Origin of the sequence: Postechiella marina, assembly GCF_039538365.1 — a bacterium.
Lineage (GTDB): Bacteria > Bacteroidota > Bacteroidia > Flavobacteriales > Flavobacteriaceae > Postechiella > Postechiella marina.
In genome coordinates this window covers 19,277-31,791 of the sequence record NZ_BAABCA010000005.1, presented here as the reverse complement: position 1 = coordinate 31,791, position 12,515 = coordinate 19,277, and the positions used below count along the sequence as shown (strand labels likewise).

Genomic DNA, 12,515 nt, shown 5'->3' with positions numbered 1-12,515 from the left:
TATTAAATTAAGAGTAGATAGCTGCACATATTTAATATTTTACGAAAGCATAAATACCAATTACAATTTCATATTTTTGTGGCATGATACATCAAGATACTATAGTTGCATTAGCAACACCATCTGGAGCGGGAGCTATTGCTGTAATACGTTTGTCTGGCCAAGAAGCTATTGCTATTGCAGAGAAAAAATTTAAATCTATTTCGGGTAAATTACTTAGCAAACAAGCTACACATACCATACATTTAGGGCATATTGTAGATAATAATAGAACTATAGACCAAGTTTTAGTTTCTGTTTTTAAAAATCCTAACTCGTATACCGGAGAGCATGTAGTAGAAATATCGTGTCATGGTTCTAATTATATTCAGCAAGAAATAATACAATTATTTTTGCGTCAAGGGTGTAGAATGGCAACAGCAGGAGAGTTTACTTTAAGAGCTTTTTTAAATGGTAAATTAGATTTAAGTCAAGCCGAAGCTGTAGCCGATTTAATATCTAGCGATAATGAAGCATCACATCAAATTGCCATGCAGCAAATGCGAGGTGGGTTTTCTAGTGAAATTGCAAAGTTGCGCGAAGAACTTTTAAATTTTGCTTCGTTAATCGAGTTAGAATTAGATTTTGCAGAAGAAGATGTAGAGTTTGCAGATCGCTCTCAGTTTAAAGCCTTAGTAGAGAAAATAACCTTTGTTTTAAAACGCTTAATAGACAGTTTTGCAGTAGGTAATGTTATTAAAAACGGAATTCCAGTTGCTATCGTTGGAGAACCTAATGTTGGTAAATCTACACTTTTAAACGCCCTTTTAAATGAAGAAAGAGCAATTGTGAGTGATATAGCAGGTACTACTAGAGATACTATTGAAGACGAGTTAGTAATTCGAGGTATTGGTTTTAGGTTTATTGATACTGCAGGAATTAGAGAAACTAAAGATGTTGTTGAAAGTATTGGTATCAAGAAAACTTTCGAAAAAATGGAGCAAGCCCAAGTGGTTGTACTTCTTTTTTCTGCCGAAGAATTTAAAACAGAAAGCAAACGATTAAAAATAGAAATTGAAAAAATTAAGAATAAGTTTCTGCTTAAACCACTTTTAATTATAGCTAATAAAATTGATACTCTAAATACAGAAGAATCAGAACAATTAAAGCTTCAGTTTGAAAACGTCCATTTGCTATCGGCTAAATCTGGTTTAGGAGTAGAGGAGTTAAAAGAAAAGCTGATAGGTTTTGTAAATACAGGTGCGCTTCGTAATAACGAAACAATAGTAACTAATACAAGACATTATGATTCTTTATTAAAGGCTTTTGAAGAAATTCAGAAAGTAAAATATGGATTAGAGTCAGGTTTATCGGGAGATTTAATGGCGATAGATATTCGTCAGGCGTTATATTATTTTGGTGAAATAACCGGGGAAATTACTAACGATGATTTATTGGGGAATATTTTTGCTAATTTCTGTATTGGAAAGTAAGCAAACTTGTTAAGCTATGATTTGCATAAACGAAGTTATCCCGAATTTATTTCACGATTTTTAAAAGCGATTTAGTATTGTTTCTCTATTTTATTGTGTTTTTTTTAAGAGGATAAATAAGATTGTTCTAATGTTTAGGTTATCAAAGTAATACAAAAAGAAAAAGTATATAATTCCATTTTAAAACGTACTGTACGGGATAGGTTTAATAACAAAAGCGACTCTCTTAAAAAGTAGTAAAAGAAAAAAGTATAAAGCTAGATATTGATGATTCTTATTTTTAATTAATTTTATAGTTAAATGTTTCAAACCACAAAGGCCTATTATGTATAGAAAAGTAAACTCTTTTTTTGTAAAATAAGAAACTGATACCTAAAAGGAATTTCCATATTAGTAGTATCAATAGTCTCTAAATCTATAGCGTTAATACCGAAGAGAAGAGATTATAATTGCCCTAACCATAATTAAAAGTTTAAAGGTAATAGCTAAAACGTTGTAGTTAAGTTTTAAAAGCAGAGATGCCTTAGAAAGGTATCTTCTGCTTTTTTAAATAAATTTACAAATGTTAATAATTATTAGTAAGAGGGTAATTATGTATGCTAGTTAGTTTTAGGTATAACCATTACTTTCTCTTTAAAACGATAAAATACTGTAGTGTCATCTTTTATATTTTTATCGACCAACATTCCCGCTTGAATAACATTGTTGTTACCAATTGTAATACCTGGTAATGTAAAAGAGCGGATACCAAAAGAGTTGTTATTACCAATTTTTGTTGTTCCACCTAAATTAGTGTCAGAGAAAAAGTTATTGTCACCAACCACACAATCGTGACTAATGGTACAGTGTGAAACTATTAAATTATGGTTACCAATGATTGCATATTTTTCGACCATACAAAACGGACCTATTATATTGCCTTCTCCTATATTTAATTCTTTTGGTTTTACAACACTATGGTGGTAAAAGCTACCAATTGTAGCATTCTTTTTTTTAAGCGCTTCAATCATTTTTTCTCTAAAGCTTATACTCATTACTGCTAGTAATACTTCTTCTCCGAGTTTTGGCTCATAAGAATCTATATCGCAAAGAACAGGCGCTTTAAAATTATATCGGTCATAATTATCCTTTAGATGATCTGCGTAATCGATGTAGCCTAAAATATTTATGTTTTCTTCTTTAGGTACTCTCAAGTTGTTATCTTCTATAAAGAAAGTTATTTCTGCAGCACAGCCTCCAGTGCCTAAAATAATTACGTTTCTCATTTTGATATATTCTTTAATTTAGGGTGTTTATTAGAACTCGTTTTTAAAGCTTATTTTTTGCTTTCAATAAGGTTTTTTAGTCCTAAAATAGTTTCTGCGTTGTTTACTTCTTCTGCAGAAACTTCTACATTGTAATCAGAAAAACAAAGTGCTATAATCGATAATATTGTAAGCGAGTCCCATGCATCAAAAGAAGAAAGTTCGTTATCAAGTTCTACCTTTTCAACTTCTAAGATTTCAGCAATATTTTCATTAAAATTCTCCATGTACTATATGTCTTATTTGACTTTTTATTTATTATAATTTTTGTAAAGCATTACGATCTATTTTACCATTTTGTGTTAGTGGTAAATCTTCTAAAACATGAAATTTTCTAGGAATCATATAGTGAGGTAAATCTTTTTGCAATCCAGCTTTACATTGATCTATTAGGTTTTGATTGTTTTCAATATCACTGTCAAAAACTAAAAAAGCATGTAGTGATTTTCCTTTTAGTAATACAGCATTACCAGTAACACCTTTTTGTTTACTTAAAGATTGTTCTATTTCTCCTAAATCTATTCTGTAACCATTAAGCTTAATTTGGTTGTCTTCTCGTCCAAATAGATGCAGTATGCCTTCATGTGTCCAACTTCCAATATCTCCAGTTTTATAAAGTTTAAGGTTTTCTTTAGGCTTTAAATGGTCGTGAGTAAAAACAGCATTTGTTTTTTCAGGGTCACCTATATATCCTCTTCCTACGCCTACACCAGAAACAACCACATTTCCTTTAGTGCCTATTGGTGCAAGTTGGTCAAAGGCATCAACAACATAAACATTTAAATTTTGAATTGTTGTTCCTACTGGCACCATAGAGCCTTTAGGTGTCTCATACATAAAATGATGTGTAATATCATCTGATGCTTCTGTGGGACCATACGCATTAACTAGTGGTATTTTTTTAAAAAGATTAAACCAAGAGGTAACCAAACCAATTTTTAGAGGTTCTCCAGTAACCATTAAGTATTTAATGGTTTCAAAAAAGGAGCGGTTATGTTTACATAATTGAAGTAGTATTTTCATGTAAGAAGGAACTAATTCTAATATTGTAATACGGTCTTCTTTTACTTGATTTAAGAATTGATGCATATCTAAAATTAATGCATCGGAATAAATAACAGTTTTGGCACCAACCATTAAACCTGAGATGAGTTGCCAAACCGAAATATCAAAACTTTGAGAGGAATTTTGAGCTACGATATCGATATCTGTCATTTCAAGATCATTCACTTTTGAAAACAAATGATTTAACATGCCTTTATGTTCTATCATTGCGCCTTTTGGTTCTCCTGTAGAACCAGAGGTAAAAATAATGTAAGCTAAATTATCGGGCCCAGATTTTCTAGATGGATTAGCTTCGTTTTTAGAATTTTTAAAAAAAAGGCTGCCATTAATAAGCTGTGAGTTAAAATTGTTTTCTTTGACTACAATTTCAATTTCATCCAAACTTTTAGTGTCGTGTATAACAAATTTGGCATCGGTTTTATTAATAATGGTACTTTTTCTGGTTTTGGGCCAATCTGGGCGTACAGGTACATAAACACCTCCAGCTTTTAAGATACCTAAAACGGTTGCTACCCAAATTTGGTCGCGCTCCATAATAACAATTACAGACTCTTCAATATTTAATTTATTATCAATTAAGTGTTTTGCTAATGTATTAGCATAGTTATTTAACTCATTATAAGTCCATTGTGTGTCTTCAAATTGTATTGCTATTTTATCAGGATATTGTTTTACCTGATCTTCGAATACATCAACAAAGGTTTTTTCTGTAGGATAATCTACTTTTTTATTATTAAATAATTCTAATAATGTGTGTTGTTCTCTTATTGGTAAAATTGACTGTGACGTATGAGATTTTGTCTCATCTTTTGCCATTAGCTTTAAAGTATTACAATAATACTCAGATATTGTTTCTATCTGTTCTCTAGAGAATTCATTTACATTATACAAAATGTTTAATTGTATAGTTTTGTTTAAAGTGTTAGAAAAATAAGCACCAAACGAAATGTCTTCGTCTAAATTAACAGTAGACGTATCTATACTTTCATTATGATCTTTATAAAGAAAATAGGTTTCAAATAGGTTTTCAACAATATTAAGTTCTGCTTTTAAATTATTTAAGGTATACTGAAGAAAAGGATTAATTGCCTTTTCTTCACTTATAATATTGTTAATTAATTTATTCCAACTTCCATTATCGCACTGTACTCTTAAAGGAAGCGTGTTTTCTTTGTTAACACCAATTTTTAACCCTGTAATAATATCAATATTACCAGATACAACACTTAAAACTTTGCAATGTGATGATAAAAGAATTGACGATATAGGTGCTTTTAGTTTTTTACTTAAGGCAATTATATTTTGCGATAATTCCTCTGATAAGCTTATGGTATAGCTTTCAACTTTTTTTTGTTGATTAGCATTTTCGCTCCATCGTGGAATTTGAGTGAATACACTATTGCTCAGTTTTTTAGTCCAAAATTCAGTCACTTTTTAATTAGATTATTTTTGATGACGTCTTATACATAGAGGTTTAACAATTAAAAACCTCTATGTTGTTATACAAAAAACAACTAATTATTTTTAGTATAATAGAATACGACGGTAATTTATAAAACGTTTTTACTATAATTAAGTATTGTTGATATGCTAAACTAATCCAAATCGGTACCTATACCTAGGTCGTTTGCCTTTGTAAAATAGTATTGAGATATGGCTATATCAAAAACAGCCATTCCCATAGGGTTAAACATAACCACTTTATTATCTAAATCATCTAATTGAGACTCGAAATCATCATAAATATTAAATACATCTTTTTCATTTAGACCATGTTGTAGGTGCATAAGTTCTATATCTGTATTTTCTCTACAAATTTCTTCCCAATCATCAACAAGCATTACATCTACGGTTTTCATAAATTCTGGGCAGTAATCTCGTAAAGATACATTTAGGTGTAGTGTACCTTTTCTACCAGTGCTATTTATGTATCTGTCATTAGAAACAGTACATGTCATAACAATATCAGATTTGTCTACAATTTCGTTCCAACTATTAACTAAAACTACTTTATGTCTATACGAGCTTGGAATTTCAGAAATATCTATAGCTCTCTTATCAAAAAGATGTACTTTATTTAACTTTTCGCCAAGCAAATTTGCACACATATCTAAATGTAATTTACCTATAGGACCAAAACCTATAATACCAACATCAAATTTTTTATCTTGATTTTTAGTATATTTATTTAGTAGTAAACCCGAAACAGATGCTGTTCTTATACCACTAATTACTCCAGAATTTATAATGCAATAAGGTTTTCCTGTGTCTACATCATTTAAAATTACAACCGCATTAGCTCTTTTTTCATTTTTTTTTATGTTATCAGGAAAACTAGAAATCCATTTTATACCAGCGCTACCATAATTACCACCAATATAGGCAGGCATTGCTATAATTCTATTGTAGGGCTTTCCATATCGTAAATAAGGTTTTACAGGTTGAGCAAAATTAGAGGCTCTTAATTCACTCACAGCAGCATCAATTACAGAAATTGTTTGGTTCCAATCAATTCCAATTTCCATTAATGCATTTTCATTTAGGTATTTCATATATTGTTTAAGTAATTTTTAGTAAATGTATAGTTATTATAAGTAATTATCGACATATGATGTACCTCTATCTGGGCAAATCATCATAATTTTAACATCTTTGTTTTTATGTCTTTTAAGTAATCTTTGAGCTGCAGCATAGGCAGCTCCAGAAGAGGCTCCTGCAAATATTGCATTATTACGAGCCATTTTTTTGCAATTATCGAGAATTTCTTTTTCATCAAAAATCATAGCCTCATCTACTTCTCCATAATTAGCTATAAAGTCAGATTTCCTGCTAGATCCCAATCCTGATAATTTTCTTTTTTGCGGTGTGTTTTGAAAAACCATTGAGCCTTTTACATCAACTCCAACAACCTTTATATTAGGGAAATATTTTTTTATTTCTCTAGATACACCAGTAATGGTACCGCCAGTACTTACAGCAATAACAATATAGTCTAAAGTATCCATTTGGACACTTAGTTCTTGTGCAATAGATTTATACCCCATCCAATTGTAATCGTTTTTGTATTGGTTGGGATGGAATACTTCTGGATGTTCTAATTTATAATTTTCTACAGCTTTAATTCTATTAAGTAAATATCCACCAGTAGCATCAACTTCTGTAACTTCTATTACTTTTTCACATAGAAATTTTAGTGCTTTTTTGTTTATAGTTGTTATGTTGGGGTCTATAACAGGAATGAAATTAATACCTAATGCAAGAGCAAATTGAGCCAAAGAAATACCAAAGTTTCCTGAGGTAGATTCAATTATAGTGCTATTCTTATTTAATAATTTTTTTTCAATAGCTTGGGTTAATATAGATAGTGAGGCTCTATCTTTAGTACTACCAGTAAAATTTAGATATTCTAATTTTGCAAATATCCCTTCGCTTTTTCCTGTAAATGGTATTATTGGTGTATTGCCAATTAAAGCAGAAATATGTTCTAATTTGCGCAATAAAGTACAATCCTCAATTTCGGTATTTACTATCATAATTTTATTATTTTTTCATATTGAAAACTCACTCTCACGTTGCTAAATAATTTAATTAAAGTATTTGAAAGAAATCTTATCGCTCAAATTCATTTTTATATAGGCGAGAGGTTAATTTAATCTAAAAAAGACATGAAAAATCAACTTTTTTAATAAATATTACAGAAGATTAAGAAGCCTTTTTTACCCTTGATTTTTATTTGTTCCCTGTAATTTTTTTGTGCTATTTAATAATAATTGCTTAATAAATTCTTATGCTTTGATAGTTTTTTATTTGATTCATGATTTTTAACCAACTGTTTTTTAGTTGTTTATGTATTTTTCTATATTATGATAAAACATACAAAACAACCAAATACTATATGGATTTTAAAAATGTTGTAAATTATCTGTTAACATTTATAAAATATAAATAGTATTAATTTTATAGCTAATAAAAATTAAATGGGAGAAGTTTTTTTGTGAATTATTTAATATAAGATAGACAAAAAACTTCTTGTAAAAAAATCATCATTAATTTAAACCTAATAAAAACATTGCTTTTTTATATTTGTATCATCTAATTATCAGTGTATTAAAAAGCATAGATTTATTTTATGCAAATAAAAGTATAAGCAGTGTCAATCTTATCTAAATCTATAGCGGTATTACCATTTAGTAATTTAAGTAACGTTTTTGAAAACGAATACTTTAGCGACGGTATTACCGAAGAGATTATTAATGCTTTAACCAAAGTAAAAGGGTTAAAGGTAACAGCTAAAACATCATCGTTTGCTTTTAAAAACAAGCATATAGACGTTAGGGAAATAGGAGAGCAGTTAGGTGTATCTACAGTTTTAGAAGGTAGTGTGAGGTTTTATAATAATAAAATAAGAATTACTACGCATCTTATTCGAACAGATAATGGTTTCCATTTGTGGTCTAGCAATTTTAATAGAGATTTAATAGATATTTTCGATTTGCAGGACGAAATTAGCCTGTTAATTGCCGAAAATATTAGGGAACAATTTGGGCATTTAGATATTGCAGAACATCTTGCTACTATAGATACTAGAAACGTAAAGGCATATAAGTTGTATTTGCAAGCTAAGCATTTACGACATAAATGGAATACAGACGACGTGGCAAAAGCTACAGTCTTTTTAAAAGAAAGTATTACTATTGATAATAGGTTTTCTGAAGCTTATTTCGAGTTAGGTTGGTGCTATGGCATGCAGGCCAGTTGGGGCTATATACCAAAACTTGAAGGCTTAGAAAAGGCGAATTATTATATAGAGAAAGGTTTGGTTTTAAATCCGGAATCTTATTTAGGGTATTACGCCAAAGCTACTATTAGTTTTTGGGGATACTGGAATTATAAAGATACTTTTTATTATTTAGAAAAATCATTAGCCTTAAACCCTAATTTCTCTGAGGTGTACAATGCCACGACCGATTTATACTGTGCTTTAGGTTTAGTAGATAAGGCTTTAGAAGAAAATAAAAAAGGTTTACAAGTCGATCCGTTATCGGTAAATCATCATTTTACAAAAGGTAATTTGTTATATTTTAAAGGCTACTATAACAAGGCTATACAGGCGTTTAATAATGCTCTAGAATTAAATACATCGTTTGCTTTAGCGCTAGAAATGAAAGCTGCAGCGCTAATATTAAGTAAGCAAGAACAAGGGCTTAAAGACTTTTTAAAAACAAAACCAATTTTAGAAAAACCAGAAACGTGTAAAGATATTTATAATTTAATGCATAAGGTTTCTGTATTTAATGTTAAAAAACGAGAGGTAAACGCTAATACAAATTATAACGATGCTGCATATATAAGTTTAAGATTGTGGAATTTTTATTTACAAATTTATCTGGGTAATCATGAGTTGGCTTTAAATATTTTAAAGCAAAAAATAGAGCAGCGCTCTGGGCAAATATTTAATTTTAAAAACGATCCTTTTTTAGAGCCTTTAAGACAATACAGCACCTATAAAAACATAGAAAAGCAAGTGTTTGCTAAGCAAAAAATACCTGTTTTAAAAAATGAAACCATAAGCGTTGCATCTACCAATCCCTTAAATAAAGACGAGATTGCTTACTACACAGCAAAATTAAAGGTGGCTTTTACAGAAGACCAAGTGTTTTTAAATACCAATCTTACTTTAAAGAGTTTAGCAGAAACTATTAGTTTACATCCTAATAAATTGTCTTGGTTGCTAAATGTAAGTTTTAACCAAAATTTTAACGATTTTGTAAATTCTTACAGATTAACACATTTTAAAAGCATAGCTGTTAATCCTAAAAATGCACATATTACTATATTGGGTTTGGCTTACGATAGTGGTTTTAACTCTAAAAGTGTATTTAATACTTTTTTTAAAAAAGAAGAGCATATTACGCCTAGTAAGTGGCTTAAGAATCAATTGTCATAAGTTTTAATATTGATTAATATTAGTTTCTGGTTTTTAGCAGGTTCTGATTTATAATCTCGAACGATTATTGTTTGTTTATATATCATATTTGTAATGCAAAAAACATCATCAATCAAAAAATAAATAGTTATGACAACCTTGCACAAAATTTTAGTACTAGCCATAGTATCGCTTTTGCTTCTTTTTACCTCGTATGTCGGTATATAGAAAATTAAGTTTCAGCTAGCATTGTAATTCAAAATTTCTCTATTCATTTTAATACAACTTTCGGTACATAAAGTAGAGTAGAGGTGTTTTCTATTCAATATAAGTCATTTTATGGCTTTTATAAGTATTAACAATTTATGAATTCATATTTTAAAAATTCCGAAGTAAAAAAAGAGGCGCTATTGTTGTATTATAGTAAGCTTAATGCTTTAAATATAGAGCATCAAATTCTTAATATAGAAACAAGTTTTGGTAATACCAATATTATTGCAACAGGTAATAAAAATAATAAACCTTTGGTTTTAGTACATGGTACTAACGGTTGTGCTCCACTAGCTTTAGAGGCGTTTGGTAATTTAAGTAATAAATTTAGAGTTTTTGCTGTAGACGTTGTAGGTCAGCCTAACTTAAGTGACGAAAATAGGCCAGATATGTCTGGTTTAGATTATGGTAAATGGATGTACGAAATTATATCACGTCTTAATATTTATGAGGTGTATTTGGTTGGAATTTCTTTTGGCGGATTTATTAGTTTAAAAACTTTGGTCTATGATGACAGGCGGATTGTCAAAGCTTTTTTAATTGCACCAGCAGGTGTTATTAATGGCAACCCATTAACAACATGGTACAGCGTGTTTTTACCTTTAAAACTTTATAAATGGACAAAAAACACGAAGTTTCTTAATCGGTTTTTAAAAACATTGTTTTCTTACAACGATGCTTTTGCATTAAAATTTTTAGCGCTTATTTTTTTAAATTATAATATAGATTTTTCTACTATTCCTTTAATAACAAGCCAAGATGTAAAAAAAATAAAGACCCCTATTTACTTTTTTACTGCAGAAAACGATGTGTTATTTCCTGGAGGCAAAATGGAAAAAAAAGTAAGATGTATTTTTAAGTCTTTAAAAAACTTTACTGTATTTAAAAATGCTAAACATGTTTTAAGCCAAGAGGATAACAATAAAATTATAGAATTTATATTAAAATCGAAATTGCAATAAATGTTTTTTGCTACACTTAATAAAGTTTGATACATGAAATTTTTAAAATATATTTTAAATATTCTTTTAGTTTTATTTTTAATAGTAATTATAACCGCTGTGGTTGTGTTTACAATAGATTATTTTAAAACAGATTATTTAGATATAGAATCTAATAAGGCGTTTAAAATGAACTCGTATGTTATTAAAAACGTGAATGTTGTACCTATGACTTCGGATACAGTTTTAAGGCAGAAACATATTGTTATTAAGAATGGAAAAATTAATGATATTTTGGACAAGCTCCCTAAAACAGACCTAAATATTATTGATGCTAATCAAAAATATATATCGCCGGGTTTAATTGATGCGCATGTTCATATTTGGGATAAGCAAGAGTTAGGGTTGTATTTAGCTAATGGTGTTACTGCTGTAAGAAATGCTTGGGGCATGCCTTTTCATTTAAGGTTAAAGAAAAAAATTAATGCAAATAAATTATTGGCTCCTTTACTAATAACTACAACACCAAAACTTACAGGTGTAATGCATGCCGAATTCGATCAATTGGGTGTTAAAGATGCAAAGCATGCACAAACACTTTTATCTAAATATAAAGTACAAGGTTACGATTTGATTAAAACCTATGCAGGTATGCCTAGTTCTATTTTCGATGCTGTATTATTAGAATCAGAAAAACATAATATGCCTATTGTGGCGCATCCTAGTTTTGAAGTGCCTTATAGTTATCATTTTAAAAAAGCCATTCAAAGTATAGAGCATACCGAAGATATAGTTCAAAATGCATTGCATTACAAGTTAGATTCTGTGGCTTTAAAAAATGTAGTTAAACACTATGCAGCCTTTAAAGCAGTACATACACCAACACTGTCAATATATCAAAATATAATTGATATTATAGAAAATAAAGATTCAATAATAACCCTAAAAGGAGGTGATTACATGAATCCTTCTGTGGTAAAATTAAGCTCTACAAACGATTATAATAAATGGACAAGCGAGCAATACTACAAACCAGAAACACTTATAAATATAAAAAAACAGCATCAGTTTCACTTATATATTGTAAAGCAACTACACGATGCTGGCGTGGTGCTTTTATGTGGCACAGATTCTGGAATTGTATTTAATACACCAGGTTTTACTATTCATGAAGAGTTAGCTTATTTTCTTGAAGCTGGTTTATCTCCTTACGAAGCTTTAAAAACAGCAACAGTTAATCCGTCAAATAAAATAGAATTGTTTAATAATTTAGGGACAATAGAAATAGGTAAGAAGGCTCATTTAATTTTATCAGATAAAAACCCTTTAGTACATTTAGAATCCTTAAAAAATCCTAGAGCAGTATTTGTTAATGGTAGGTATTTAAAAAGGAACAACTTAAATGTTTTTAAAACAAAAGCTAAGCGTAGAAAAACGGGAGCAATAACGCTTATTAGATTTTTAGAAAGCTTATTGTAAATCTTGATGTATTTGATATAGAAATTTAAAATGAAACTATATGTTAACACATTATAAC

At 29.4% G+C, this 12,515-nt stretch carries 9 protein-coding genes; 4 read left to right on the top strand and 5 right to left on the bottom strand.

The genetic code is table 11. The annotated features are described in order from the left end of the window. The first annotated feature begins 83 nt into the window (after positions 1-83). Positions 84-1,472 (top strand): tRNA uridine-5-carboxymethylaminomethyl(34) synthesis GTPase MnmE, encoded by a 1,389-nt coding sequence (mnmE, locus tag ABD715_RS11790; RefSeq protein ID WP_344788449.1) that lies wholly within the window; start codon positions 84-86, stop codon positions 1,470-1,472. 599 nt (positions 1,473-2,071) lie between these two features. Here mnmE and ABD715_RS11785 read toward each other — a convergent pair. The 5 genes from ABD715_RS11785 to ABD715_RS11765 all read right to left on the bottom strand — a co-directional run bounded on the left by ABD715_RS11785 (position 2,072) and on the right by ABD715_RS11765 (position 7,374). Continuing rightward, on the bottom strand, positions 2,072-2,737 hold the full coding sequence (locus ABD715_RS11785; RefSeq protein WP_344788447.1) for an LbetaH domain-containing protein: 666 nt from the start codon (positions 2,735-2,737) through the stop codon (positions 2,072-2,074). 50 nt (positions 2,738-2,787) lie between these two features. Then, positions 2,788-3,003: an acyl carrier protein gene (locus tag ABD715_RS11780; protein ID WP_344788446.1), complete on the bottom strand. Its 216-nt coding sequence runs from the start codon at positions 3,001-3,003 to the stop codon at positions 2,788-2,790. A gap of 31 nt (positions 3,004-3,034) precedes the next feature. Then, on the bottom strand, positions 3,035-5,272 hold the full coding sequence (locus tag ABD715_RS11775; protein WP_344788445.1) for an amino acid adenylation domain-containing protein: 2,238 nt from the start codon (positions 5,270-5,272) through the stop codon (positions 3,035-3,037). A gap of 164 nt (positions 5,273-5,436) precedes the next feature. Next, positions 5,437-6,393 carry a 2,3-diaminopropionate biosynthesis protein SbnB gene (locus ABD715_RS11770; RefSeq protein ID WP_344788444.1) on the bottom strand — a complete coding sequence of 319 codons (957 nt, stop codon included), beginning with the start codon at positions 6,391-6,393 and terminating at the stop codon, positions 5,437-5,439. A gap of 36 nt (positions 6,394-6,429) precedes the next feature. After that, the gene (locus tag ABD715_RS11765) at positions 6,430-7,374 is read right to left on the bottom strand and encodes a pyridoxal-phosphate dependent enzyme (RefSeq protein ID WP_344788443.1); all 945 of its coding nucleotides are present in this window, start codon (positions 7,372-7,374) and stop codon (positions 6,430-6,432) included. A gap of 617 nt (positions 7,375-7,991) precedes the next feature. Here ABD715_RS11765 and ABD715_RS11760 point away from each other — a divergent pair. The 3 genes from ABD715_RS11760 to ABD715_RS11750 all read left to right on the top strand — a co-directional run bounded on the left by ABD715_RS11760 (position 7,992) and on the right by ABD715_RS11750 (position 12,457). Continuing rightward, complete coding sequence (locus tag ABD715_RS11760) at positions 7,992-9,788, top strand: helix-turn-helix domain-containing protein (protein WP_344788441.1); 1,797 nt, start codon at positions 7,992-7,994, stop codon at positions 9,786-9,788. Positions 9,789-10,132: 344 nt separating this feature from the next. Next, a complete protein-coding gene (locus tag ABD715_RS11755) occupies positions 10,133-10,999 on the top strand; it encodes an alpha/beta fold hydrolase (RefSeq protein ID WP_344788439.1) in 867 nt (288 codons plus the stop codon). A gap of 33 nt (positions 11,000-11,032) precedes the next feature. Next, entirely contained in the window at positions 11,033-12,457 is a 1,425-nt protein-coding gene (locus ABD715_RS11750; protein WP_344788438.1) for an amidohydrolase family protein, read from the top strand. Positions 12,458-12,515: the final 58 nt, after the last annotated feature.